Origin of the sequence: Sphingomonas limnosediminicola (assembly GCF_039537965.1) — a bacterium.
Lineage (GTDB): Bacteria > Pseudomonadota > Alphaproteobacteria > Sphingomonadales > Sphingomonadaceae > Sphingomicrobium > Sphingomicrobium limnosediminicola.
The window spans coordinates 471,582-495,747 of record NZ_BAABBM010000001.1 but is presented as its reverse complement, the minus strand read 5'-3'; the positions used below and the strand labels follow the sequence as shown (position 1 = coordinate 495,747).

Genomic DNA, 24,166 nt, shown 5'->3' with positions numbered 1-24,166 from the left:
GCGGCCCTATGGCGAAAGCTGCCGAGATTGCCTACCTCGGCTCTCAGCGTGGCAAGTCAGGAAATCGAAGCATTGTCGCAGGCGCTCGCGCGCTTACCGGGGCTGGGGCCGCGGTCGGCCCGGCGCGCCGTACTGTACCTGATGAAGAAGCGCGAAAATGCGCTCCGTCCACTACTGAGCGCGCTTCAGACCGTGGCGGAGAAGCTATCGACCTGTTCAATCTGCGGCAACGTCGACACATCGGATCCTTGCTCGATCTGTACCGATCCTCGCCGCGATGAAAAATCGCTTTGCGTGGTCGAAGAGGTTTCCGATCTCTGGGCGCTTGATCGTTCGCGTCTTTTCCCGGGACGATACCACGTGCTCGGCGGCCGATTGTCCGCTCTCGATGGCGTTCGCCCGGAGGATCTGACCATCGACCAGCTCGTCCGGCGCGTTTCGGCGGGTGGCATCGATGAGGTCGTCCTGGCCATGAATGCCACGCTCGAAGGGCAGACGACCGCCCATTACGTCGCCGAACGGCTCGAAGGATTTCCCATCCGTCTCAGCCAGTTGGCGCACGGACTTCCCGTCGGCGGCGAGCTCGACTATCTGGACGAAGGCACGTTGGCGCAGGCGCTCCGTGCGCGCCGCCCCATTGCTTGAACCTGCTGACCTGAAAGACTAAATTCCGCTCATGGCCATTCGTCCGATCGTCGAAGTCCCCGATCCGCGCCTGCGCGAGATTTCGAAGCCCGTCGACAAAGTCGACGACGGGGTGCGCGCGCTCGTTTCCGATATGTTCGAAACGATGTACGACGCGCCGGGCATCGGCCTGGCCGCCATCCAGGTCGGCGTGCCGCAGCGGATCCTAGTGATCGACCTGCAGGAGCCGGAGGAAGACGGCGGCGAGCCGATCAAGGATCCGCGCGTCTTCATCAACCCTGAAATCCTCGAGCATTCCGAACAGGAGGTTCCCTACACGGAGGGATGCCTGTCGGTGCCGGACCAATATGCGGAGGTCGATCGTCCCGACCGCATTCGCGCGCGCTGGCTCGACCTCGACGGCAAGGTCCGCGAGGAGGAAATCGAAGGACTGCTCGCAACCTGCCTCCAGCACGAGATGGACCATCTGAACGGCGTGCTGTTCATCGACCATTTGTCGCGACTGAAGCGGGACATGATCTTAAGAAAACTTACTAAGCAGCGGAAAGAGCAGCAGAAAAAAGCTGCTTAAGCGCCGATCGACTCCGCTGCCACGCGACAATCGCGGGCGCATTCCCGGCACATCTGCGCACAGAGCTTGCAATGCTCATGGTCGTGCTTTTCGCATTCCGCCGCGCATTCGTCGCAGACGCGGGCGCATAGCTCGAGCGTCTCGCGAAGAACCTGGTCGTTCGAACCGGTGCGGCGCACGGCCAGCTTTCCGGCCGCCTCGCAGATGTCGGAGCAATCGAGGCACATCCGGATGCACTCGCGCATGTCCATCTTCTCGGCCGCGCAGGCGTCGGCGCAGCTCAGGCACATGCGCGCGCAGTACATCAGGTGATGCGCGGCATCGCCGAGCGGCTGGTTCACGTGGCCCTGCGCGTCGGGGTGCAGGGCAATCATCTTGCGAATGGACATGGTTTCTCCCTCGGTCTGTTTCCCTAACGTATCGCTTGAGCGCTAGCTCCAACAGTCCTAGAGTTCGCGTAATGTTCCGGGGGAGTTACGGTCAATGGATGCGACCGTCATTGTGCTTGCAATTGTTGCACTTGCGGTAGGGGCCCTCGTCGGGTGGCTGCTCGGCAGCCGCGATGGCGCGGCCTCCAAGCAAACCGTCGAAAGCCTCCGGTTGCAACTCAATGAGATGGTCAAGGAACGCAACGCGAATCGAAACGCGGCGCATGAGCTTGCGGTACATCAGGCGGCGCAGCAGGAGCGGGAAAAGGCGTTCGCGCAGCAGATTGAGGGCCTGAAGGACGCCAAGGAAAGTCTATCAGCGCAATTCCATGAGATCGCCAGCAAGCTCTTAGGCGATGCCCGGAAGACATTTCTTGAGCAGGCCGGCGAAAAGTTCACGCAGACTGTTACGCCGGTCGAGCTGTTGTTGAAGAGCTATCAGGAAAAGCTGCAGCTCATCGAGAAGGAGCGGGTCGACCATTATGCGGGTCTCCGCGAGGTCGTAGATCTCGTCAGGACGGGGCAAGGCCAGGTCCGCGATGAGACGAGAAACCTCGTCAACGCGCTCCGTTCGGCGCCAAAGACTCGCGGCCGTTGGGGAGAGCAGAGCCTGCGGAACGTTCTTGTCCAGGCTGGGCTGGTGGAGGGTATCGACTTCAACATGGAAGTCTCGGTCGACACTGACGACGGCCGGCTGCGTCCCGACGCAATCGTCAACCTGCCGTCGGACCGAAAGCTGATCATTGACGCCAAATGTTCGCTCAACGCGTTTCTTGAGGCATGCGAAGAAGTTGACGACGACCGGCGCAATGCCTGTTTCAAGGCGCATGTCGCCTCGATCCAGCGCCACGCGCAACAACTCGGATCGAAGGCATACTGGTCACAGTTCGGCGACGCCGCTGACTATGTCATCATGTATATTCCCGGCGAACATTTCCTGACCGCCGCGCTCGAGCAGGACCCGGAGCTTTGGGAAAAAGCCTTTAAAGATCGCGTGCTACTGGCGACGCCCACCAATCTCGTGGCGATTGCCCGGACTGTCGCGAGCGTCTGGAAGCAGGAGAAGCTGGCCGAAGCCGCGAGCGAAATCGCTAGCCTGGGCAAGGAATTGCATTCGCGCCTTGCAACGATGACCGAGCACATGTCACGCGTCGGCAAGAACCTCGCGACCGCCAACGGCGCCTACAATCAGATGGTCGGCAGCTTCGAAAGCCAAGTGCTCACCCAGGCCAAGCGCTTCGAAGCGCTTGGCGCGGGCAGTCCCAAGACCCTCGACACGCCGCCGATGGTGGAAGTCGCGCCTCGGCCGCTCACCAAGCTCGCCGGGAATCCGTCCAATGACGAATCGCGGCAGATCGCGGCGGAGTAACGCCGCTAGAGACCGCCGCAGCCGTTGAACTGGCGGCCGTCGACGGTGACTTGCACCTTATCCGGATAGGTACGGTCGCTCATGCCGTCGCCGCATTGGCCGTGGACGATGTTCACGTTGATGCGGGGCGTTTGGTAGATCTCTCCGGCGAAGCCGTGGATCACCCTTGGGGTCGGCTGGGTGATCGGTTGACCGTCCGGCTGGCGGAACGTCAGATTGTGCTCGTCGATGAGCAGGTCCCAAAACGGCTCCGTCCCGACGGCATGATAGGGCGGCGGGGGAGGCGGCGGGAGTGGCGCACAGCCACCGATCGCGGCAAGCGCGAAGCAAGCGGAAATTCTTTTCATCTCCGCGCCAACCTATCGTCGTTGGCGCGGTTCAGGAAGCTCGGCTGCCTACTTCTTGCATTTGGCGTAGTGGCCCTTGGCGTCGCGGCAGACTTTTGGCTTGGCCGGGCATTTGGTGAACCGGCCCTTGGCGTCCTTGCATTGCGCGGCGAGGGTGGGGGTAGTGCCGGCAAGCAAGCTAAGCGCGGTTGCGGCGAGAACCAACTTTTTCATGCGTTCCTCCCATCGGCTTCGGGGAGCAATCAGACGTAGCTGCTCTCGCCCGAACGGGGAATGTCACGAACATTAAATATCAGAAGTACGATCCGGCGCGACCTGCTGAACCCCAATTTCCGGTCGATTACTGCGTCGCCCTTACAATTTGCGGCAAAAGGGCGCATATGGGGCAGGCTACCAGTCGCAAATTGACGGTCTTCGGACGCTTAGCGGCTCCTTCTTCCTTCTCTTGTTGCTCCTAGCACGAAGCGGCCCGGCACTTCGGGCCCGCACTAGAAGGAAAAATCTACATGACCACCGGAACGGTGAAGTTCTTCAATGAACAAAAAGGCTATGGCTTCATCCAGCCCGAGGACGGCGGAAGCGACGCGTTCGTGCATATCACGGCCGTTGAGCGCGCCGGCATGCGCACCCTGCGCCAGGATCAGCGCGTCAGCTACGATCTGCAGCAGGACAATCGCGGCAAGATGAGCGCAGTCAATCTGCAGCCCGTCGAGGACAATGCAACCGCGCCGCAGGCTTCGGACGAAGGCCAGGCCGGCTAAACGTGGCCGGGGCAGTGATCCGGAACACCAACCTTGAATTCTTCACCGCCCGTGCCGACCAGGCACGGGCGGAAGCGGAAGCGGCAACACTCGACCATGTGCGCGAGCGTTGCCGCCGTTCCGAAGAGGCCTGGAACGCGCTCGCCGCCAAGGCCGCGCGGAGTGAAAAGCTGCGCGCCGAAGAAGCGCTGCGGAAATCGCAACAAGTGACAACATGAAAACGGTCCGACAGGGCCGGAATGAGAATATGAAAAGCATTATGAACGAGCTGGGCCGTCGGCCCCAGCCCTGGCGTGCGCGCCGGGAACAGACTTCCGACAAGCCACAAATGAAATTTTTCGACCCGATCGCCCGCGCCGCGGTGCTCGAGATCTTGGGCTGAGCCCAATTCGCGCGTTCCCTGTGGGGCCGCGACCTGCTAACAGGCCGCATCGCGCTTCTTACTCGAGTAGGCATATGCGCGGCTGAGAGACTGGCTTGTGCTCCCGCTTGCATGAACGGAGCACCGCGTGGCCATCGATCGATCCAACGCCGACCTCGTTCCCGACGCCAGGCCCGGCGACCGGCCGAGCGCCAACGACCTGCGAGAGCAGGCGGCGTCGTGCCGGCGGCTGGCGGCTTGTGCCAGGACGAGCAGCGGCGCGACGTCGCTGACGACCCTGGCCGACCGTTTCGACGAGCAGGCGCTCCAGCTCGACCCGACGAGCCTGCGCCGATGAGCCGAGCCATCTATCTCAGCCTGGACGAAGGCGTTGTGGTTATCCGCTGCCTTTCGGAAGCGGTGTCGATCTCGACCATCGAAAGCCTGCCCGGCGGCGGGGTCCGCGTGGTTTGCGCTAGCAGCGAAGGCGCGGAGCGGATCCGGCGCAAGCTCCACGAATATATCTTGGACGACGACGCCACGCGCCACAGGCACCGGCCGACAACGCCCTTGTGGTAGGAGGCGGGGCCGCACGACGCAGCGCCCGCCACCCATCCATCAGTTCAGTTCAGATTATTGCCCGGCGCTCGCCAGATATTGGGCCGGCGTGGTCGGCCCGACCGCGAACGTGTCGGTGTGCATCGCGATATACTTGCGGAATTCGAGCGAAGCGGCGGGGCCGGTCGGCAGGCCCATCTTCTTCGCTGCGGCATCCGAAGCGGCATCCTGTGCCGGGGTCGTTACCGGATCGATGGCCAGGAAGTCCCAGCTGTCGCCGTCGGTATGGGCGTAGAACTGCCCGGTCGGAACGCCGGCCGCGTGTGCAGCCCGTTCCTGCGCCGCAAAATATTTGAGCAGCGCAACCTGCTGGCCAGGCGCCGCGCGATAGAGCGCGACCCGGACCTTGGGCGGGTCGCCGGCCCCGGCCTGTGCATAAACGATTGTGCCTGACGCCATGGCGCCAAGCGCAGCGGCGGCGGCGAGCTTGATCATCTGTTTCATTCAGTCCCCCCGAATGGTTTTAGCGTTGGACGCTGACCCGGGAACGAAGTGTGGCGCGATCCCCCAGAAGAGGGGCCCCCTCGCGCCGACCGGGGGACTGCGCCTCAACAGCAGTAGAGTCAACGCGAGCCGCCGTGTGCCCCGCGCGGCGGGCGAGGGTCGATGGACGTGCTCAAGCCCAACGAGCCCTCGGCCGGCGCCCGAAGTGGAACGCGCCCCCCTGAATCGGGGGTTCTTCCACTTCCTCCACTTCCTCCACTTCGTGACCTTTGGGACGCGCTGCAGCGGGCGAGGAGGGACGCAGGCGCATCGGCCACTTAGGGCACAGACAAGGCGCTGTAGGAAAGCAAAAGCTGCCGAGCGCAGGCGAGCGATTGCGCTGCAATCGGGAGGCAGCGCGAAGAGACAGCGAATGCCGGCCAGCCTGCCGCTTTAGCGAACAGGACTGACGTCACGGGATTTACTCCCGTAACGCCTCAGGGTCGTCGACGTTCGGCACCCCCCCTGTCATGGCTGTTGCCAAGCCATTGCTGTAAGAACGCAAGCGCTCGGATCGACGGAGGTGCTTATGCAGGACGTCACCAACCAGCTCGCGAATGCGCAGGTCATCGAGATCTGGGTCACGGGGCCGGACGGCGCGAACAGGATGTTCGTGTGTTCGGGCTTCTGGCCCTACGGATGGGGTGGCGGAACCGTACAGACCAAGGAGACATTCACCTTCCACGTCGGCCCGTCCCTCGGTCGCCGGGAGTTCATCCGCGCCTGTTGCGCTGCCGGGCCGACGGGCGTTTTCGGCAACAGCGCTCAAGGCAGTGCTCAGGTGTCGAGCTCCGATGCCGACTGGGACGACGAGGATGGCCGAGTTCAGGTGACCCTCGAGCTGCAGTCCTCAGGGTCGTGGGGCATCTATGGCTTTCATTACAACGTCACGATTCTGGCGGAGAAGGCCCGATTGTAGCGTCGAACAGCCATCGCGCCAGCAATGCCGCGCAACCAGCGCCTAGCAGCTGCGCTATGATGAACATCGGCACGTCGTGCGGCGCTATTCCGGCGAAACTGTTGGTAAGGCTGCGTGCAACGGTGATCGCCGGATTGGCGAAGCTGGTGGACGAGGTGAACCAATAAGCGGCGATGATGTAGAGCGAGACGGTCGCAGGCACCCAGCCCTCGCGGAAGCGGACGGTGCCGAGGATCGTCAGGATAAGGCCTAAGGTGGCGACGAACTCGCCGGTCCACTGGCCGAGCCCGGTGCGGGCTTTCACCGACAGCTGCAGCGCCGGAAGGTCGAACATCAGGTGCGCGGCCCAAGCCCCGAGAATGCCGAAGGCGAACTGGGCGACGATGTAGGCGAGTGCGTCGCCGCGGCCGAGTTCTCCGCGTGACGCCGCGACTAGGCTAACTGCCGGGTTCATGTGTGCGCCAGAGATTGGGCCGAGTATGGTGATCAACACGAACAGCATGCCGCCGGTCGCGAGAGTGTTGCCGAGCAGGGCGATGGCGTCGTTCCCGCCCGCCAAATTCTGCGCCATGATCCCAGAGCCGATCACGCAGGCGAAAAGGAAGAAGGCGCCAAGTCCCTCCGCCGCCACACGGCGGGCGAGGGGTAGCGTTTCAGGCCGCATGCTTGGGCAGGCAACATTTCTGGGCGGGGAGGCTGTCCGAGATCGATCCAACGGCAGGGCTGTCGCCGTAGGTCGTGGCTTCGCCGTTGGTTAAGAAGGCTTCCCACACCACGCCGTCCGGATCGGAAATCCAGCTCTTCTCCGACTTGGCATAGCAACAGGTGGTCTGGCCTTCTTCGAGAACCGGCTGGTCAGCCGCTTTCAGGCGTCCGTAGACCGCGGATAGCTCCTCGGCGTTTTCGACCTGGATGCCGAGGTGCTCGATACCCGTCTTGGCATAATTGCCTTCGGAGATTGCGAAGTTCACTCGCGGATCGTCCAGCATCCACTTGGCGTAGTCTTCCTTCACGACCGTCGGCTCCGCTGCGAATAGGGTCGAATAAAAACGGATCGAACTGGCGAGATCGTCGACCCCGACGTGGACGTGCAGGCGCTTCATGCAAATTTCCTCTGTTGGGTTGGGGCTTCGCACGCTGTTTCGGTCTCGCAGTCGGCGCCGGCGCAGCAATTTTCCATGAGATAGCCGACGAGCGCGTTCATCACCGGATAGTTGGCGCGGTAGATCAGGGAGCGGTGCTGCCGTTCCTGCAGGATCAGGCCGGCATTCTTCAGCTGAGCGAGATGGAAGGAGAGCGAACTGTTCGGGACGCCGAGTTCTTCGGCGATCGCGCCGGCAGCCAAACCTTTGTCACCGGCCTGCACGAGCAGTCGGAACAGGGCGAGGCGATGTTCTTGAGCTAAAGCGCTGAGAGCTTCGACTGCACTGTCGGTCCGCATCCTAGCGGAAGCTCGCCCAATGCATCGCGCCGGCGCAGCACGGCACCGGCGGGCGAGTAGCGAGGAGAGTGCGTAGGAATTTTGACAGCCAAACCATGATTCTTCCTTTCGATCATCGTCGAAATGAGAACATTGGAACGGAAAGTCAACATCGTTTCGATAGAAGTCGAAACGATGTTAGCTGGCAATGCCAAGAGCCGACCCACCTGGGCCCGGCTTAGGTCGCGCGGACTAGGCCGCTTGCAATCGGAAGTAGCCGTCGAAGTCTTGCGATTGTGGCCGCCTCCACCTGCACTCTGCGCGTTGCGCATCCTGGCAGTCCATCGGCCCTCAAAATCATTCTTTCTCGATGCCACACGCTGTCGCCAACTGGCTCCTCTGGGGTGGACGTGTGCAATAGCCCTATTTCTCAGAACGATGAGAATTCGATGATCGGTCAGGTCGGTTCGGGACAGGCGGTTCTCAATGGATATGGAGCCCCGCTCGCCGCCATCTGAGTGTGTCGACGTTGCGCGTGCATATAGAGCGACTGCGTTCACCACCAAGGAGTGCTGAATGCTGTCAAAGCGAGCTGTGTTATCCGCGATTGATCTAGCTCGCCGAGTGCCTCACAACAAGACTGCGCTAGGGACAGGTTGGCGGCGCACGATTGTGCGCGCTGCGCGCCCATAGCACAGCCTTGCAACTCCAAATACCGAGGATGCTCGTGGAACGAATCAATTCAGCTCCAGAGGCCTGTGACCGGAAGCACTTGATCCGTGCTCACTGGTCGAGAAACGACCTCATCTTCCGCGACCTTGACGGATGCTTCAGCTTCCGCAGCGCCTTCGCCTCGATCTGACGAATACGCTCGCGGGTCACGCTGAACTGCTGCCCGACTTCCTCCAGCGTGTGATCGGTGTTCATGCCGATGCCGAAGCGCATGCGGAGCACGCGCTCTTCGCGGGGGGTTAGGCTCGCGAGGACTCGCGTGACGGTTTCCTTTAGGTTCGACTGGATCGCGGCGTCGACCGGGATGACGGCGTTCTTGTCCTCGATGAAGTCGCCGAGGTGGCTGTCTTCCTCGTCGCCGATCGGGGTTTCGAGGCTGATCGGCTCCTTGGCGATCTTGAGGACCTTGCGGACCTTTTCGAGCGGCATGGAGAGGCGCTCGGCAAGCTCCTCCGGCGTCGCCTCGCGGCCGGTTTCGTGCAGGAACTGACGCCCCGTGCGCACCAGCTTGTTGATCGTTTCGATCATGTGCACCGGAATGCGGATGGTGCGCGCCTGGTCGGCGATCGAGCGGGTGATCGCCTGCCGGATCCACCAGGTGGCGTAGGTCGAGAATTTGTAGCCGCGGCGGTATTCGAATTTATCGACCGCCTTCATCAGGCCGATATTGCCTTCCTGGATAAGGTCCAGGAACTGCAGGCCGCGGTTGGTGTATTTCTTGGCGATGGAGATGACGAGGCGGAGGTTCGCTTCGACCATTTCTTTCTTGGCGATGCGGGCTTCGCGTTCCGCCTTCTGCACCATGTTAACTATGCGCCTGAACTCACCGAGCGAAGTGCCGGTCGATTGCGCGATGGTGGCGATGTCGGCGCGGATGCGCTCGACCGTTTCCGCTTCGGCGGCGGCGAAGGCAGCCCACTTCTTGTCCTGCTTGGCGGCGCTGTCGAGCCAGTTCTCGTCCAGCTCATGGCCCATGTAGCTTTCGAGGAAGGCCTTGCGCGGCACGCGGTGACGTTCGGCGAGCCGCAGCATCTGGCCGCCGAGCGCGGTCAGGCGGCGATTGTAGCTGTAGAGCTGCTCGACCAGATATTCGATCTTGCTGCCGTGGAACTGCACGCTTTCGACCTGGGCGGTGAGGTCCTCGCGCAGCTTCTGATACTTCTTCTCTTCGGACGCCGGGAAGTCGTGGCCGGTGGCGAGCGCGTCCATGCGGCTGCTCTGGATCTTCGAAAACTTCTTGTAGATCGCGGTGATCTCCGCGAACTTCTCGAGCGCCTGAGGCTTCAGCGTCTCTTCCATCTGGGCGAGGGAGAGGGTGTTGTCCTCGTCCTCTTCCTCCGCCTGCGGACGGGCGCGGCGGTCGACCATGTCCTCGTCATCTTCGTTGGCGTCGGCCTCGGGCTCGTCCTTGACGTCCTCTTCTTCCTTGATGGAAGGGCCGGCGGTCTTCTCGCTGATCTCGCCCTCGGCGCCTTCGCCGCCTTCCTCGCTCTCGTTGAGCTGCTCGGCGGTCGGGCCCTTGGACAGCATGGCTTCGAGATCGATGATCTCGCGCAGCTGCATGCGGCCTTCGTTGAGGGCGTTCGACCAGCCGATGATGGCGTTGAAGGTGATCGGGCTTTCGCACAGGCCCCAGATCATGGTGTCGCGGCCGGCCTCGATGCGCTTGGCGATGGCGATCTCGCCCTCGCGGCTGAGGAGCTCCACCGCGCCCATTTCGCGCAGGTACATGCGCACGGGGTCGTCGGTGCGGTCGGTCGGTTCTTTCTTGACCGCGGCGGCAGGGCGCGGCCCGCCGTCGTCGAGCGGATCGACCTCGTCCTCGGCAGGCTCGTTGTCTTCCTTGTCCTGCTCCTCGTCGTCGCCGTCCTCGGCGCTTTCGACGACGTTGATGCCCATGTCGTTGAGCGCGGACATGACGTCCTCGATCTGCTCGGACGACATCTGGTCCTGCGGAAGGGCTTCGTTGAGCTCTTCATAGGTGACGACGCCGCGCTTTTTGGCGCGGGCGATCATCTTCTTGATGGATGCGTCGTTGAGGTCGATGAGGGGCGCGTCGCCCGCTTCGGCCGTGTCGACTTCCTGTGCTTCGTTTTTCGCCATGAGTTCCGCCGCTTAATCGGTGCCAGCCAGCTGCGCCAGCCTTTCCCTTAATCCTTGTTGTGCCGCGATCAGGCGGCGTTGTTCTTCGAGCGCTTCGTCGGTCATGTCCCGCTTCAGACGCTCCGTTGCATGCCCCAAGGCCTGCCCAACTTCCTCCGCCGCGGCGATGATCTCGACCGCTGCCGCCAGATCGCTTCGAGCGCGCTCCGGATCGCTGTCGCGACGGGTGAAGGAAAAGCCCATGGTGCGTGGGCCTTTACCGCCCGTTGCTCCATTGCTGCCCAATATGGTGTGAACCGCCTCCTGATCAAGCGCAGCGCCGGAGAAGGTGGCGTTGACCAGCTCGTCGCGCATTCTGGCAGTGCCGCGGTCGGCGATCGGAAGGACGGCGAGCTGCTCGCAATGGACGGGCAGTTCCTCGGGGAAATTGGCGAAGCCGAGCATGAGCGCGCGGGCGGTGGCGCCGTCGATCCCGCTGGAAGCGATGGCGCGCGCCTCGCCGCCGACGGGCGGGGCAGGCGGCGTGAAGCGGCCGTTCTTGACGGTGCCGCGGCGCTGCTGCTGCTGCTGGCCCTGCGGCGCGAAGGGCCGGCCGCCGGTGTCGCTGGGGCGGCGGTGCTCGTAGAAGCGGTTCAGCCAGCTTTCGCGGTACATGCGGCCGAGGTCGGCGTGACCGATGGCGGCGGCATGGACGATTAGGCGTTGCTTGAGGCCGGCCCAGGCTTCGGGCGTGGCAAGCGGCTCCGCCTCCAGCTCGTGGCGCCAGAGGCGGGCGTCGAGGGGTTCGGGGCTGGCGAGGAGGGCCTCGATCACCTCGCGGCCGCCGGACTTCACCACGTCGTCGGGGTCCTGGCCGGCGGGAAGCTCGACGAAGCGCAGGGTGCGCTCGGGCGTGATGTGGGGAAGGGCGCGAAGGGCGGCGCGGATCGCGGCCTTCTTGCCGGCGCTGTCGCCGTCGAAGCACATGATGGGCGACGGATCGAGGCGCCACATGCGCTCGAGCTGCGCTTCGGTGACGGCGGTGCCGTTGGGCGCGACGGCCTCGGCGATCCCGGCGCGGTCGAGGGCGATGACGTCCATATAGCCTTCGACGACGATCAGGCGGCGGGCCGAGCGGCTGGCGGGGCTGGCTCGGTCGATGTTGTAGAGCGTGCGGCCCTTGTCGAAGAGCGGCGTGTCGGGCGAATTGAGATATTTGGGCTCGCCGTCGCCGAGAATGCGGCCGCCGAACGCAATGACCCGGCCACGCGCATCGCGGATCGGGATCATCAGCCGGCCGCGGAAGCGGTCGTAGCTCTCCTTGCCGCTCTCCTCCGGTTTGATGAGCATGCCGGTCTCGATGAGCTTGTCCTCGCCGAGGTGGGTGAGGGCGCGCTTGAGGGCGTTGCGGCTGTCGGGGGCGAGGCCGATGCCAAAGCGGGCGACTGTCGCCTGCTCGATGCCGCGGCGCTTGAGATAGTTGCGGGCGTCGGCGCCGCCGAGACCCTGTAGCTGATCGGCAAACCATTTGGCGACTTCGCCCATGACGTCGGTCAAGGTCGCGGTGCGCTCGCTGCGTTCGCGGGCCTGCGGGTCGGGGGCGGGGACGTCGAGCCCGGCTTTCGACGCCAGCTCCTTCACCGCGTCCATGAAGGGCATGCCGCGATTGTCGGTGAGGAAGCGGATCGCGTCGCCATGCGCGCCGCAACCGAAGCAATGGTAGAAGCCCTTGTCGTCGTTGACGGTGAAACTCGGCGTCTTCTCGTTATGGAAGGGGCAGCAGGCCTTCCACTCACGGCCCGCGCGGGTCAGCTTCACCGACGGCGCAATGACGGCGGATAGCACCGTTCGAGCGCGAAGCTCGTCGAGGAAGGTGGGGCTCAAGGTCATTCTAGGAAACTCAGTGTGTTGCACCGCGACTCACGCGCCCGCAAGCGCGCGAGTCAGACTTATCCACAGCTCGCGAATCGGGTCTGCCTTTTGAGCGGCGCTTTGGCCCGCAATCTCCTTTCGGATATGGAACGATTGGGCTATGGCGTCGCCGCATTGCGCCTGTTTGCGTTCGTCTGAACCTCTCGGGAGCAACACCATGAAATCAGCAGCCCTCACACTCGCAATCGTCCTTCTCGCAACGGCCACGACCGGCTGCGATAAGGCGAAATCGCTCAAGTCCGCAGCCGCGACGCAGCCGGCGCTTAGCGAAGCTGACGCGGCCAAGGTCGCCGACGCGACGGTCGAAGTTTGGAAGTCGATGGACGCTAAGAAGATCAAGGCGCTCTATGCTCCTACCGTGGAAGCCTACGACTTCGCCGCCCCGGGACTCGCCAAGGATCGTGCGGAATTCGACAAGCGCCAGGACGGTTATGCTGCGGCCAAGCTCGACGGTGCGGCGCAAGTCGAGCGCAAAATCCAGGTCCTGTCGCCGGACGTCTTCGTGATGAGCGGGACGTGGGACATGAGCAGCAGCACGCTGCCTGCCAACAATGCCCGCATCCGCTGCACCGATGTCTTTCAGAAGGATGCGGGCGGGAACTGGCCCATCGTCAATGAGCATTGTTCGCCGGTGCCCAAGCCGGCCTGAGGCTGTCGCCGCTAGGCGAGCGCTGACTTGACCAAGGCGCTCGCCCGGGCGGGCTCGATCGACGTCCCCAGGCGCTCCTTTACGAGCGCCATGACGCGGCCCATGTCCTTCATCGACGAGGCACCGGTCTCGGCGATGATCTCACGGATCCGGGCCTCTGCCTCAGCGTCGCTCAGCTGCTGCGGCAGGAAGCGTTCGATGACGGCGATTTCGGCCTCCTCGACGGCGGCGCGGTCTTCGCGGCTGCCCTTGCGGTAGACCTCGGCCGATTCGCGGCGCTGCTTGATCATTTTTTGGAGCACTTCGGTGACCAGCGCGTCGTCGTTCGCTGGCGCGCCGCCGGTGCGGACTTCGATATCACGGTTCTTGATTGCGGCCTGGACCAGGCGGAGCGTCCCGACCTCGTCCTTGTTGCCGCTCTTCATGGCGGCGATGGTGGCGGCCTTGATGTCGTCGCGGATCATCATCTTGTCTCTAATGGGAAACGACCAGCCCTAGCGGCGGATTATCAGCGTGACCAGACGTTGACCCGGACGGTTAATGCGCATAGCGGCAACGCCTTAGCGACATCGCCAAAAACCCCTGACGGAAGGCTCACCCTGCCCATGGCCGACGCACGACCCGCATCCGCGCCCCAACCTGAGGGCGCGACGGGAGTCGTCGTGTTCGCTGATGGACGCACCGTATGGGGGCAGGGCTTCGGCGCCGAAGGCGAAGCGGTTGGGGAGCTTTGCTTTAACACCGCCATGACCGGATATCAGGAAGTGATGACCGATCCTTCCTACGCGAAGCAGGTCATCGCCTTCACCTTCCCGCACATTGGCAATGTCGGCGCCAACGACGAGGACGTCGAGGCCGGCGAGGCGCACGCGCTCGGTTGCCTGGTGCGCGAAGTGGTGACGGAGCCGTCCAACTATCGCGCCAATTACGGCTTCGCCGACTGGATGGCGAAGTGGGGGCGGATCGGAATTGCGGGCGTGGATACGCGCGCCCTGACCAAGCTGGTGCGCGGCGAGGGGCCGCCGAACATCGCCATCGCGCACCGGGCGGATGGCAAGTTCGACCTCGAGGCGCTTCAGAAGATGGCGGCGGATTGGCCCGGGCTCGAAGGCATGGATCTCGCCAAGGAGGTCAGCCGGTTGCAGGTCGAGCGCTGGACCGGCGGCAAATGGGCCTGGGGGAAGGGCTATGAGCTCGGCGGCGAAGACGAGACCCGGCCGCATGTGGTCGCCGTCGATTATGGCAATAAACGCAATATCTTCCGCAACCTTGTTGAGGCCGGCGCGCGGGTGACGGTGGTACCGGCGACGGCGAGTTTCGGCGAGATCATGGCGCATGAGCCGGACGGCTTCTTCCTGTCGAACGGGCCGGGCGATCCGGCGGCGACGGGGGAATATGCGGTGCCGGTGATCCGGCAAATGCTGGAGACGAAGAAGCCGCTGTTCGGCATTTGCCTGGGCCACCAGATGCTCGCGCTCGCGGTGGGCGGGAAGACGAGCAAGATGTTCCAGGGCCACCGCGGCGCCAATCACCCGGTGAAGCGGCTGTCGGACGGCCAGGTCGAAATCACCAGCATGAATCACGGCTTCGCGGTCGAGCGCGAGGGCATGCCGGAAAACGTGCGCGAGACTCATGTGTCTCTGTTCGACGGCAGCAATTGCGGGATTGAACTGACTGACCGTCCCGCGTTCAGCGTTCAGTATCATCCGGAGGCCTCCCCGGGTCCTCAGGACAGTTTCTATCTGTTCGAGAAGTTCGTGAACCAAATGACGAAGGAGACATGACATGCGCCTGCAGCGTCTCGCCCTTCTTTCAGCCATTCTCCTTGCGGCACCACTCAGCGCCCAGCACATCGAGGAGGTCCCTGCTAACAAGGCGCCCACAGTCTATCGTCCGGACGACCTTTTTCAGTTGTCGCCGGGGCAATGGCACTATGCGAAGCATTTGTGGAAAGGGTCCGAGCCCTGCGCCCTCGATCAGTGTGAGGCGGGCTTCACGTCCGGCGACCTGGTGCTGAGCGTCGAGCATAGCAATGGCTGGGTCCGCGTGATGGCGGGTTTCCGCAACTGCGCTCCGGTCGCGTTCAGCGAAGTGCAGACCAGCAAGTCTCCCGATCGCTATCTGCGCAGCCATGTCGAAAGCCAGGTGAAGCGGGTCGTCAAAGGCGCGGCGAAGACCTGCAAGGTCGTCGCGCCGGCCGTGGCAAACCTCAGCGTTTCCTCGATGTTCCCTGGGGCGAAGTGACGAACCGTCGTATCATGGTGAGGCGGCCGTGATTACCCGGCGCGCAGTTTTGTTGGGTCTTGCTGTTGCGCTCAGCGCCTGCGTCACCGCGCAGATGCACACCGAGGCGCAGCTCGACGATATCGCGCGCGGTTGCGGGCTATCCTACGGCGAGGTGGTCCAGGACGCCGAGGAGAAGCGCTTGCTGTTTCTCTATCGCGTCGCGCCGAAGCCTGAGCAGCGGCACTGCGTCTACCAGTGGGCGCGGCGCAATCATCTGACGCTTGTCGTTATCAATGCGGTCAATGACGGGCCGCCTCCTCCAGACCCGGAAGCACCCAAAAGCTAGATGCCAAAGCGCACCGACATCTCTTCCATCCTGATCATCGGCGCTGGCCCGATCGTCATCGGCCAGGCGGCCGAGTTCGACTATTCGGGCAGCCAGGCGGTCAAGGCGCTGAAGGCCGAAGGCTATCGCGTCATCGTCGTGAACTCGAACCCGGCGACGATCATGACCGACCCGGAGACGGCGGACGCGACCTATATCGAGCCGATCACGCCGGAAATCGTTGCTAAGATCCTGGAGAAGGAGCGGCCCGACGCGGTTCTTCCGACCATGGGCGGGCAGACGGCGTTGAACACGGCGCTCGCGCTGTTCAAGGACGGCACGCTCGACCGGCTCGGCATCGAGCTGATCGGTGCCAATGCGCAGGCCATCGAGAAGGCCGAGGACCGGCTGAAATTCCGCGAGGCGATGGACAAGATCGGTCTGGAAAGCCCGCGTTCCGCGATTGCGCATAGTCTCGACGAAGCGCTCGGCGGTCTTGAGCATGTCGGCCTGCCGGCAATCATCCGGCCGAGCTTTACGCTGGGCGGAACGGGCGGCGGCATCGCCTACAACCGCGACGAGTTCGTGAAGATCGTCACAGGCGGGCTGGAAGCGAGCCCGACGACCGAGGTCCTGATCGAGGAATCGGTGCTCGGCTGGAAAGAGTATGAGATGGAAGTCGTCCGCGACCGTGCGGACAATGCGATCATCATCTGCTCGATCGAGAATATCGACCCGATGGGTGTGCACACCGGCGATTCCATCACGGTCGCGCCGGCGCTGACGCTGACCGACAAGGAATATCAGCGCATGCGCTCGGCATCGATTGCCGTTTTACGCGAAATCGGTGTCGAAACAGGTGGTTCAAACGTTCAGTTCGCAGTTGATCCGAAGACCGGACGGATGGTCGTCATCGAAATGAATCCGCGCGTATCGCGGTCGTCGGCACTGGCGTCGAAGGCAACCGGCTTCCCGATCGCCAAAGTCGCGGCTCGGCTGGCGGTTGGCTACACGCTGGACGAAATCGCCAACGACATCACCGGCGGCGCGACGCCGGCGAGCTTCGAGCCGACCATCGATTATGTCGTGACCAAAGTCCCGCGCTTCGCGTTCGAGAAATTCAAGGGCGCGGAACCATTGCTCTCGACCTCGATGAAGTCGGTCGGCGAAGTGATGGCGATCGGCCGCAACTTTGCCGAGAGCCTGCAGAAGGCGCTGCGCGGCCTGGAGACGGGCCTGTGCGGCCTCGACCGCGTGCGCGAACTGGAGAATGCCGAACCGGCTGAGATCGAACGCGCGCTGGCGCGGGCGACGCCGGACCGGTTACTGGTCGCGGGCGAGGCTTTGCGGCAAGGTTTTACGATCGAGCGGATCAACGAGATTGCGCATTTCGACCCGTGGTTTCTCAGGCGCTTGGAAGAGATCGTTCGCGCCGAGGAGGATGTCCGCGCGAATGGGCTACCGAGCGACGCGGCAAGCATGCGGCGGCTGAAGGCGATGGGCTTTTCCGACGCGCGGCTGGCGCAGCTGTCGCTGCGGTCGGCGCATGTTCAGCGCGATATGGGCGAGGCGGTTGCAGCCGGCGGATCGGGCACAGTGCATACCGCGATGAAGGCAATGACCGGCGGGATCACTGAGGACGAGGTGCGGTCACACCGTGAGCGACTGGACGTAAGGCCGGTTTTCAAGCGCATCGACAGCTGCGCCGCCGAGTTCGATGCGACGACCCCCTACCTTTACTCGACCTACGAGGCGCCGTTGTTCGGCGAGCCCGAGGACGAGGCGGACGTTTCCGACCGTCGCAAGGTGATGATCCTTGGCGGTGGGCCGAACCGGATCGGGCAGGGCATCGAGTTCGACTATTGTTGCTGCCATGCGGCCTTCGCGCTCGGGCGGGATCGCGGCACCCAGAAGGGCGCCGGATTCGAGACCATCATGGTCAATTGCAACCCGGAGACTGTGTCGACCGACCCCGACACGTCCGACCGCCTCTATTTCGAGCCGCTGACGGCCGAGGACGTGCTGGAGATCGTCCGGCGCGAGAAGGAGAGGGGCGAGCTGCTGGGCGTCATCGTCCAGCTCGGCGGCCAGACCCCACTGAAGCTTGCCGCGGAGCTGCAGGCGGCGGGCGTGCCGATCCTGGGAACATCCCCGGACAGCATCGATCTCGCCGAGGACCGCGAGCGCTTTGCGGCGCTGGTGCAGAAGCTCGACCTCAAGCAGCCGGCGAACGGCATCGCGCGCAGCCGCGATGAGGCGATCCGGGTGGCGGAACGGATCGGCTATCCCGTTCTCCTGCGCCCGTCATACGTGCTCGGCGGACGCGGTATGGAGATCGTCGACGGGCCGCAGCAGCTCGACCATTATATCGCGACCGCCGTGCAGGTTTCGGGTTCGTCGCCGGTCCTGATCGACCGCTATCTGCGCGATGCGATCGAAGTTGACGTCGATGCGATCTGCGACGGGACGGACGTCGTCGTTTGCGGCGTGCTCCAGCATATCGAGGAAGCGGGCGTCCATTCGGGCGACAGCGCCTGTTCGATCCCGCCCTACAGCCTCAGCAAGGAAATCATCGCCGAGATCGAGCGGCAGGCGCGCGAGCTTGCCCTGGCGCTGAAGGTCAAGGGCCTGATGAACGTCCAGTTCGCGGTCAAGGACGGCACCGTCTATCTGATCGAGGTCAATCCGCGGGCAAGCCGGACGGTGCCGTTCGTCGCCAAGGCGATCGGGACTCCGGTGGCGAAGATGGCGGCGCTGGTGATGGCGGGCGAGCCGCTCAGCTCGCTTGGCGAGATCCGTCGCATTTCCAACTATATCGCGGTCAAGGAGAGCGTCTTTCCCTTCGCGCGCTTCCCAGGGACTGATCCGGTACTTGGACCGGAAATGAAGAGCACCGGCGAAGTCATGGGAATCGATAAGGATTTTGACGTAGCCTTTGCCAAGGCGCTGCTTGGCGCGGGCATGATGCTGCCGCAGGCGGGGACGGCGTTCGTGTCGGTGAAGGATGCCGACAAGGACAATATCGTGCCGGCGGTGCAGAAGATGGTGGAGCTCGGCTTCTCGATCATCGCGACGGGCGGAACGGCGGCGCATCTGGCGGCCAAGGGATTGCCGGTCACCGAGGTGAACAAGGTCGCGCAGGGACGGCCGCACATCGTTGACAAATTGCTCGATGGCGCGGTGGATATCGTCTTCAACACCACTGAGGGTTGGCAGTCGTTGAAGGACAGCCATTCCATCCGGGCGACCGCTCTCAACCGCAAGGTGCCCTATTTCACGACGGCACCGGCCAGCCTTGCCGCGGCACGGGCCATCGAGGCGGTCCGCGGGCACGCGCTTGAAGTCGCGTCGCTCCAGTCCTATTATTCCGCCGCCTAAAGAGCTTCCAACGACAATCTGCACTGGATCCGCGCGTCCATCTCGACGCGCTCCAGCAGGGTTTTGAAAAGGGTTACGACAATGGCGAGTGCCGAAAAGGTGCCGATGCTGGCCGAGGGCCACCGCAAGCTGACCGACGAGCTCCGGCGGCTTAAACTGGAACGCCCGCAGATCGTCGAGGCGATCGAGGAAGCGCGTGCGCACGGCGATCTCAGCGAGAATGCCGAATATCACGCGGCGAAGGAGCGGCAGGGCCAGGTAGAGGCGATGATCGCCGACCTTGAGGACCAGCTCAGCCGCTCGATGGTGATCGATCCGACGACGCTGTCCGGCGACAAGGTCGTGTTCGGCGCCACCGTCACATTGATCGACGAGGACGAGAAGAAGGTTCGCTACCAGCTCGTCGGCCAGGTCGAGGCAGACGCCAAGGACGGCAAGATTAGCTACAATTCGCCGCTCGGCCGGGCGCTGATTGGGCGCCAGAAGGGCGAGGAGGTCGAAGTGACGACCCCCTCCGGCGACCGCTACTACGAGATCGCCAAGGTCGAATTCGTCTGATCCGGCGATGAACCGGATCCCGCGTACCGCGACGGTCTTCATCACGATCGTCACCGCGCTGGCCTGGCTGGCGGCGGAGTTGAGCGGCTATGCGGACCGTGCGGCGATCGTGCTCGGGTTCATCCCGGCGCGGTTCAGCGGGCTGGTCAGCGTCACACCGGCGATTCCGGCCTTCCTGACGCCGTTCAGCGCCACGCTCGCGCACGCCGGGCCTTATCACGTCGCCTTCAACCTGCTGATGTTCGTGTGGTGCGGAGCGCAGGTCGAGCGGGTTCTGGGGAAGACCGGCCTGGTGATCCTCTACGTCGTCGGCGCTTATGCGTCGGCGATGGCGCAATGGGCGGTGAACCCGGCTTCGGTGACTCCTATGATCGGCGCGAGCGGGGCGATCAGCGCAGTGGTGGGCGCGTTCGCCCTCAGCTTCGGCCGCGCCAAAGCTTTCACCAACAATCTGCGCGTCAACCGCTGGATCAACGTCGTGTGGTTGATGGTCGCCTGGATCGTCCTGCAGGTGATGATGGGGTGGCTGGCGGGCGGGCAGGGCTTCCTGCTGGCGACGCCGGCGCACATCGGCGGCTTTGCGGTCGGGCTGCTGCTACAGCGGCCGCTGTTGCTCTGGCACTATCGTAAGGCCTGAGCTGCCGCTCACGGGAGCGGCCTTGCTTTGAGCGATGAAGCGCTGAACCTCGTCCTCCAGGATCGGCAGCGGCACTGAACCGAGCCCAAGCAGCATTGTGTGGAATTTCTTGATGTCGAAGCGGGTACCGAGCTCTTTCTCGGCTCCGGCGCGAAGGCGCAGGATCGTCATCTGGCCGAGCTTGTACGAGAGCGCCTGGCCGGGCCAGCTGATGTAGCGGTCGACCTCCGTCTCCACTTCGTGATGCGACAGCGCAGTGTGGCTGGCGAGATAGTCGATCGCCTTTTGCCGCGACCAACCGTAGCGATGCATGCCGGTGTCGATCACCAGCCGCACGGCGCGCCACATCTCGTAGCTCTGCTGGCCGAACCGTTCGTAGGGCGTACGATAGATGCCCATCTCGATCCCGAGATATTCGCAATAAAGGCCCCAGCCTTCGCCATACCCCGAGAAATAGATGTTCTGCCGAAAGCGCGGCAGCGCTTTGCCTTCCTTGGCGAGCGCAGCCTGGAAGCTGTGGCCGGGCGAGCATTCGTGGAGGGTGAGGACGGGAATGTTGTAGAGCGGCCTGCTCGGTAGGTCGTACGTATTCATCTGGCAGCTTTCGAGCCCGCCGCGGCCTGACGTGTAGAACGGCGCGAGCGCTTCGGGCACCGGAATGATCGTGAAGCGCCGGCGCGGCAGAAGCTCGAAATAGTCCTTTAGCTTCCCGTCGACGCGCTTGGCGGCATAAGCCGACACGCCGAGGAGATCGTCCGGCTTGCGGGCGATGAACTGGGGATCGGTGCGCAGGAACTGCAGGAATTCGGGGAAACTGCCCTTGAAGCCGCTGTCGCGCATCGTCTTCTGCATCTCAGCGTCGATGCGTGCGACTTCCTTGATGCCGATCTCGTGGATCTGCTCGGGGCTGAGCTCCACTGTTGTATATTTGCGAACTTGCGCCCGGTAGTAGGCGCCGCCCTGCGGGAGGTCGCGGGCTGCGGTCGTCTTGCGTGCGCCAGGAACGTAGGTGTTGCGGTAGAACGCGAGCAGGTTGATGTAGGCGGGCACGACCGCCTGGTTGATTGCCGCCACGCCCTCGGCACGAAGCTTTTCCTGATCGGCCGCGCTGATCGTCGACGGCATCTTGCGGAAGGCTTCGTAGAAGGCGTTCTGCTCGGCTGGCTTGATAAACGACGCGATCGAGCCATCGCGGCCGGCGAGCGTCGCCTGCGGGGGCGTGAAACCGCGCTTCAGACCGACGCGCATGTTCGCCATCTGGTCGTTGAAGTAGCGGGGCACGTCCCGCATCCGGGCAATGTAGCGTCGGTAGGCAGCCGCATCGTCGAGCGGGTCATGCTCGTCGAGATAGGTCCAGAAGTTGCTGTCGCTATTCGCCGGCATCTCCCAATCGCGAAACTTTGCGTCGGTGATCGCGGCCCGCAGGATTTCGCGGAGGACGCCGGCGTTGACCCGCTCGTCGGGTGAGAGGGTGTTTGCGGGGATGGCGTTGAGCTGGTCGAGAAGTTGCTGTTGGTAGCGGGCGCCGGCCAGCTGCGAAGCGGGATCGACCTTGGGGAGGTAATCAGCGGCCTGGTTCTCGCCTTTGGCGTCTTGGAAGTAGCCGGAGCGCTTCTGGTCCCAGTCGGCGTAAGCTTCGTAGAGCGCCCTCAGACGAGCGTCGGCTGACTGCGCGGCGGCGGACGCGGTGGCCTGCGGTTGGGCGATGGCGGGTAAGGCGGTGCCGGCAAGTGCGGCGGCGATCAGGGCAGTGCGCATGACCACAGCGTGGCGGCTAACGCACGGCCTTGCAATCCGCGTGCTAGGCCGCGGACCCCCTTGGCCGCTTCAGTCCTTCGGCGTCCGGCTCAAGCAGGCGATGGAGGTGCACGACGACATATTTCATCTCGGCATCGTCAACGGTCCGCTGGGCCGCGCCGCGCCAAGCGTCTTCGGCAGCCGCATAGCTGTCGAAAACGCCGACGAGGTCGATCGTGTTGAGATCGAAATCGAGGCCCTGCGGATCCTTGACCCGCCCGCCGAAGACCAGGTGAAGCTTGCTCATGCGCGTTCCGCTAGCAGGATCGTCCGGAGTCGTCAGCCTTTGTTGCGCGCCGCGTCCAGCGCCGCCTGACCCGAAGCCTTGGCTGCTTCGGTGACGCTCTGAAACAGCGAGCGAATCCTCTCTTCGCCCTTCTCGCGATTGAGGCCAAGCTCGTTGAGACGGTCGGTGCCAGTCGACTTGGCCGCGTCGAGCGCGGCGCGGGCGGTTTCCTTCACCCGGCGGGCGGTCGGGCGCACGGCGCGGGTCTCGGCTTGGGTGCGGGGGAGCAGGGCCGCGATCAGCGCGCCCGCCGCAAGGCCGCCGACAAGCGCGATCAACGGCGCTTCGCCGAGCGTGTCGCTCACGCGCTCACGAGCGCCGAAAGCTTCGATGCGACCGCGGCGCGAACTGCTGTCTTCGCCCTGATACTCGTCTGAACTCGGGCGGGTTTCGTTCTCAATCATTCTGTCTTCTCCGTCTGGGCCTGCTTGGCGGGTGCCTTGCGGGTTTTTCGGGTTTTGGTCTTTTCCTTCGCGCCGCCGACCAGCTTTCCGGCGAGATCCATCAGCGGCTCGCGGGCGAGGAACATGGTGATCGCCGCGACCACGCCACCTGTCGTGAAGGGCCGCGCCTTCACTGCGTCGACGGCATCTTCGGCGAGGTCCGCGCCTTTTTCCTTGGCGCCTTGCCAGGCGTTGCGGGTGAGCGCCTTCGGGCTGAGCCGGTCCTGAAGCTCCTGCGCGGTGGCCATTAGGCGCGCCTTGCGGCGTTCCGCCTCGATGCGCGCAGCGGCGATTTGCGGGCTGTCCTTCACAGGTCGCGCATCAGCCGCTGATAGCCGTACCAGCCGCAGCCGCCGGCCAACGCCGCAAAGATGAGCATGCCGATGAAACCGGCCGCGAGCGGGCCGATGAACTTCGCCAGCCCGATCACGACTCCAACCGCAAGCGCAGTGACGGCCGCGAGTGACAGGATCAGCGCAGTGCCGAACAGCGCCGCGGGCAGGAGGAGCGCCTTGCCCTTGGACGCGGCAATGGTCTTGGCCACGTCGAGCTCGGCCTGCGCATAAGCTTTCCCGCCTTCGATGAGTTCGTGGACGAGCTCACCGATCGGGCGTTCGGGCTGCGGGCCGGGATCGACAGGCTTCAGCATCAGGCGTCGTCGTCGTCTTCGCTGGCCGGGCCGATCCCGCTCTTGATGAGTCGGGCAAAGACGAAACCGACCACGGCCGCACTGGCAAGCGCGATGCCCGGCGAGTTGCGGACGAAGGTGCGGGTGTCCTCGATCAGCTCGTCCGGATCCTTTTCCGCAATCGTGTTCGCGACATTCTCCAGCGCGCCGGCGGCGCGGCGAGCATAGTCGCCATATTCAGGGCCAAGCCGCTCTTCGATGCCAGACGCGGTGTCGCCGACCATTTTCGAGACATTGGCGAGCGCTTCCGAAGTGCGTTCGAGCCCCTGCGTGACGATGCCGCGCGCGCGGTCGCCAGCCTGGCTCGCGAATTGCTCGCGACCGGTGCGGATGCGGTCGGCAATGCCTTGCGCATTGGTGTTGCCGCGGTTCGAAGCGGGGGTGTCGCGTTCGGCGATCAGCGTGTCGCTGGCGCTGTCCGAGGTCTGGGCGGCGCCTTGAATCACGGTGTCGGTTCCGTCGGGCAGATCGGCAGTCCGGTTGTCTTGCATGGCCAGTTCTCCTTTGCCGC

General features: G+C 63.9%; 31 protein-coding genes. 15 read left to right on the top strand and 16 right to left on the bottom strand.

Going from position 1 to position 24,166, the window contains the following annotated elements; translation table 11 throughout:
- The first annotated feature begins 48 nt into the window (after positions 1-48).
- Entirely contained in the window at positions 49-645 is a 597-nt protein-coding gene (gene recR / locus ABD704_RS02485; RefSeq protein ID WP_344698116.1) for a recombination mediator RecR, read from the top strand.
- A 31-nt stretch (positions 646-676) separates the two neighbouring features.
- The gene (gene def / locus ABD704_RS02480; RefSeq protein WP_344698115.1) at positions 677-1,216 is read left to right on the top strand and encodes a peptide deformylase; all 540 of its coding nucleotides are present in this window, start codon (positions 677-679) and stop codon (positions 1,214-1,216) included.
- On the opposite strand, the gene ABD704_RS02475 is transcribed toward def, so the two are convergent.
- Positions 1,213-1,605, bottom strand: a complete 393-nt coding sequence (locus tag ABD704_RS02475) for a four-helix bundle copper-binding protein (RefSeq protein ID WP_344698113.1) — start codon at positions 1,603-1,605, stop codon at positions 1,213-1,215. The two genes, def and ABD704_RS02475, sit on opposite strands and share 4 nt — an antisense overlap.
- 94 nt (positions 1,606-1,699) lie before the next feature.
- On the opposite strand from ABD704_RS02475, the gene ABD704_RS02470 reads away from it, so the two are divergent.
- Complete coding sequence (locus ABD704_RS02470) at positions 1,700-3,013, top strand: DNA recombination protein RmuC (RefSeq protein WP_344698112.1); 1,314 nt, start codon at positions 1,700-1,702, stop codon at positions 3,011-3,013.
- A gap of 5 nt (positions 3,014-3,018) precedes the next feature.
- Here the strand turns inward: ABD704_RS02470 and ABD704_RS02465 are convergent, their stop codons facing one another.
- Together ABD704_RS02465 and ABD704_RS02460 are read right to left on the bottom strand one after the other, a co-directional pair.
- Positions 3,019-3,360: a COG3650 family protein gene (locus ABD704_RS02465; protein WP_344698111.1), complete on the bottom strand. Its 342-nt coding sequence runs from the start codon at positions 3,358-3,360 to the stop codon at positions 3,019-3,021.
- A 48-nt stretch (positions 3,361-3,408) separates the two neighbouring features.
- Positions 3,409-3,573 carry a hypothetical protein gene (locus tag ABD704_RS02460; RefSeq protein ID WP_344698110.1) on the bottom strand — a complete coding sequence of 55 codons (165 nt, stop codon included), beginning with the start codon at positions 3,571-3,573 and terminating at the stop codon, positions 3,409-3,411.
- Between the two features lie 293 nt (positions 3,574-3,866).
- Between ABD704_RS02460 and ABD704_RS02455 the strand changes: the two genes are divergently transcribed.
- The 4 genes from ABD704_RS02455 to ABD704_RS02440 all read left to right on the top strand — a co-directional run bounded on the left by ABD704_RS02455 (position 3,867) and on the right by ABD704_RS02440 (position 5,061).
- Positions 3,867-4,121, top strand: coding sequence for a cold-shock protein (locus tag ABD704_RS02455; RefSeq protein WP_344698109.1), 255 nt, complete (start codon positions 3,867-3,869; stop codon positions 4,119-4,121).
- A gap of 2 nt (positions 4,122-4,123) precedes the next feature.
- A complete protein-coding gene (locus tag ABD704_RS02450; protein ID WP_344698108.1) occupies positions 4,124-4,339 on the top strand; it encodes a hypothetical protein in 216 nt (71 codons plus the stop codon).
- A gap of 291 nt (positions 4,340-4,630) precedes the next feature.
- Positions 4,631-4,840 (top strand): hypothetical protein, encoded by a 210-nt coding sequence (locus ABD704_RS02445; RefSeq protein WP_344698107.1) that lies wholly within the window; start codon positions 4,631-4,633, stop codon positions 4,838-4,840.
- A complete protein-coding gene (locus tag ABD704_RS02440; protein ID WP_344698106.1) occupies positions 4,837-5,061 on the top strand; it encodes a hypothetical protein in 225 nt (74 codons plus the stop codon). Before ABD704_RS02445 ends, ABD704_RS02440 begins: the two co-directional genes overlap by 4 nt.
- A gap of 54 nt (positions 5,062-5,115) precedes the next feature.
- On the opposite strand, the gene ABD704_RS02435 is transcribed toward ABD704_RS02440, so the two are convergent.
- A complete protein-coding gene (locus ABD704_RS02435; protein WP_344698105.1) occupies positions 5,116-5,544 on the bottom strand; it encodes a hypothetical protein in 429 nt (142 codons plus the stop codon).
- Between the two features lie 568 nt (positions 5,545-6,112).
- On the opposite strand from ABD704_RS02435, the gene ABD704_RS02430 reads away from it, so the two are divergent.
- On the top strand, positions 6,113-6,502 hold the full coding sequence (locus tag ABD704_RS02430; protein ID WP_344698104.1) for a hypothetical protein: 390 nt from the start codon (positions 6,113-6,115) through the stop codon (positions 6,500-6,502).
- Here ABD704_RS02430 and ABD704_RS02425 read toward each other — a convergent pair.
- The 5 genes from ABD704_RS02425 to dnaG form a co-directional block, all read right to left on the bottom strand.
- Positions 6,471-7,166 (bottom strand): aquaporin, encoded by a 696-nt coding sequence (locus ABD704_RS02425; RefSeq protein ID WP_344698103.1) that lies wholly within the window; start codon positions 7,164-7,166, stop codon positions 6,471-6,473. The two genes, ABD704_RS02430 and ABD704_RS02425, sit on opposite strands and share 32 nt — an antisense overlap.
- Positions 7,156-7,605 carry an ArsI/CadI family heavy metal resistance metalloenzyme gene (locus tag ABD704_RS02420; RefSeq protein ID WP_344698102.1) on the bottom strand — a complete coding sequence of 150 codons (450 nt, stop codon included), beginning with the start codon at positions 7,603-7,605 and terminating at the stop codon, positions 7,156-7,158. The genes ABD704_RS02425 and ABD704_RS02420 overlap by 11 nt, the downstream gene beginning before the upstream one ends.
- Positions 7,602-7,943, bottom strand: coding sequence for an ArsR/SmtB family transcription factor (locus tag ABD704_RS02415; RefSeq protein ID WP_344698101.1), 342 nt, complete (start codon positions 7,941-7,943; stop codon positions 7,602-7,604). The genes ABD704_RS02420 and ABD704_RS02415 overlap by 4 nt, the downstream gene beginning before the upstream one ends.
- 762 nt (positions 7,944-8,705) lie before the next feature.
- Positions 8,706-10,757: an RNA polymerase sigma factor RpoD gene (rpoD, locus tag ABD704_RS02410; protein WP_344698100.1), complete on the bottom strand. Its 2,052-nt coding sequence runs from the start codon at positions 10,755-10,757 to the stop codon at positions 8,706-8,708.
- Between the two features lie 12 nt (positions 10,758-10,769).
- The gene (dnaG, locus tag ABD704_RS02405; protein ID WP_344698099.1) at positions 10,770-12,626 is read right to left on the bottom strand and encodes a DNA primase; all 1,857 of its coding nucleotides are present in this window, start codon (positions 12,624-12,626) and stop codon (positions 10,770-10,772) included.
- Positions 12,627-12,825: 199 nt separating this feature from the next.
- Here dnaG and ABD704_RS02400 point away from each other — a divergent pair, with 199 nt between their 5' ends.
- Complete coding sequence (locus ABD704_RS02400; RefSeq protein WP_344698098.1) at positions 12,826-13,317, top strand: YybH family protein; 492 nt, start codon at positions 12,826-12,828, stop codon at positions 13,315-13,317.
- Positions 13,318-13,328: 11 nt separating this feature from the next.
- On the opposite strand, the gene ABD704_RS02395 is transcribed toward ABD704_RS02400, so the two are convergent.
- Complete coding sequence (locus tag ABD704_RS02395) at positions 13,329-13,781, bottom strand: GatB/YqeY domain-containing protein (RefSeq protein ID WP_344700462.1); 453 nt, start codon at positions 13,779-13,781, stop codon at positions 13,329-13,331.
- 141 nt (positions 13,782-13,922) lie between these two features.
- On the opposite strand from ABD704_RS02395, the gene carA reads away from it, so the two are divergent.
- The 6 genes from carA to ABD704_RS02365 all read left to right on the top strand — a co-directional run bounded on the left by carA (position 13,923) and on the right by ABD704_RS02365 (position 20,441).
- Complete coding sequence (gene carA / locus ABD704_RS02390; protein WP_344698097.1) at positions 13,923-15,101, top strand: glutamine-hydrolyzing carbamoyl-phosphate synthase small subunit; 1,179 nt, start codon at positions 13,923-13,925, stop codon at positions 15,099-15,101.
- 1 nt (position 15,102) lies between these two features.
- Positions 15,103-15,561 (top strand): hypothetical protein, encoded by a 459-nt coding sequence (locus tag ABD704_RS02385; protein ID WP_344698096.1) that lies wholly within the window; start codon positions 15,103-15,105, stop codon positions 15,559-15,561.
- Between the two features lie 94 nt (positions 15,562-15,655).
- Complete coding sequence (locus ABD704_RS02380; RefSeq protein WP_344698095.1) at positions 15,656-15,889, top strand: hypothetical protein; 234 nt, start codon at positions 15,656-15,658, stop codon at positions 15,887-15,889.
- On the top strand, positions 15,890-19,246 hold the full coding sequence (carB, locus tag ABD704_RS02375; RefSeq protein ID WP_344698094.1) for a carbamoyl-phosphate synthase large subunit: 3,357 nt from the start codon (positions 15,890-15,892) through the stop codon (positions 19,244-19,246). It begins immediately after the preceding gene.
- 81 nt (positions 19,247-19,327) lie between these two features.
- Positions 19,328-19,804, top strand: a complete 477-nt coding sequence (gene greA, locus ABD704_RS02370) for a transcription elongation factor GreA (protein WP_344698093.1) — start codon at positions 19,328-19,330, stop codon at positions 19,802-19,804.
- 7 nt (positions 19,805-19,811) lie between these two features.
- Positions 19,812-20,441, top strand: coding sequence for a rhomboid family intramembrane serine protease (locus ABD704_RS02365; protein WP_344698092.1), 630 nt, complete (start codon positions 19,812-19,814; stop codon positions 20,439-20,441).
- Here ABD704_RS02365 and ABD704_RS02360 read toward each other — a convergent pair.
- Genes ABD704_RS02360 through ABD704_RS02335 form a run of 6 tightly spaced genes read right to left on the bottom strand, consistent with a single transcriptional unit; the run spans position 20,400 to position 24,146 of the window.
- Positions 20,400-22,199, bottom strand: coding sequence for a DUF885 domain-containing protein (locus ABD704_RS02360; RefSeq protein WP_344698091.1), 1,800 nt, complete (start codon positions 22,197-22,199; stop codon positions 20,400-20,402). The genes ABD704_RS02365 and ABD704_RS02360 overlap by 42 nt on opposite strands.
- A 43-nt stretch (positions 22,200-22,242) precedes the next feature.
- Positions 22,243-22,485, bottom strand: coding sequence for a DUF4170 domain-containing protein (locus ABD704_RS02355; protein ID WP_344698090.1), 243 nt, complete (start codon positions 22,483-22,485; stop codon positions 22,243-22,245).
- A 32-nt stretch (positions 22,486-22,517) separates the two neighbouring features.
- The gene (locus ABD704_RS02350; protein WP_344698089.1) at positions 22,518-22,928 is read right to left on the bottom strand and encodes a hypothetical protein; all 411 of its coding nucleotides are present in this window, start codon (positions 22,926-22,928) and stop codon (positions 22,518-22,520) included.
- Complete coding sequence (locus ABD704_RS02345) at positions 22,925-23,278, bottom strand: DUF3618 domain-containing protein (protein WP_344698088.1); 354 nt, start codon at positions 23,276-23,278, stop codon at positions 22,925-22,927. Before ABD704_RS02345 ends, ABD704_RS02350 begins: the two co-directional genes overlap by 4 nt.
- A complete protein-coding gene (locus ABD704_RS02340) occupies positions 23,275-23,616 on the bottom strand; it encodes a phage holin family protein (RefSeq protein ID WP_344698087.1) in 342 nt (113 codons plus the stop codon). The genes ABD704_RS02345 and ABD704_RS02340 overlap by 4 nt, the downstream gene beginning before the upstream one ends.
- The gene (locus ABD704_RS02335; protein ID WP_344698086.1) at positions 23,616-24,146 is read right to left on the bottom strand and encodes a hypothetical protein; all 531 of its coding nucleotides are present in this window, start codon (positions 24,144-24,146) and stop codon (positions 23,616-23,618) included. The genes ABD704_RS02340 and ABD704_RS02335 overlap by 1 nt, the downstream gene beginning before the upstream one ends.
- Between the last annotated feature and the right edge of the window lie 20 nt (positions 24,147-24,166).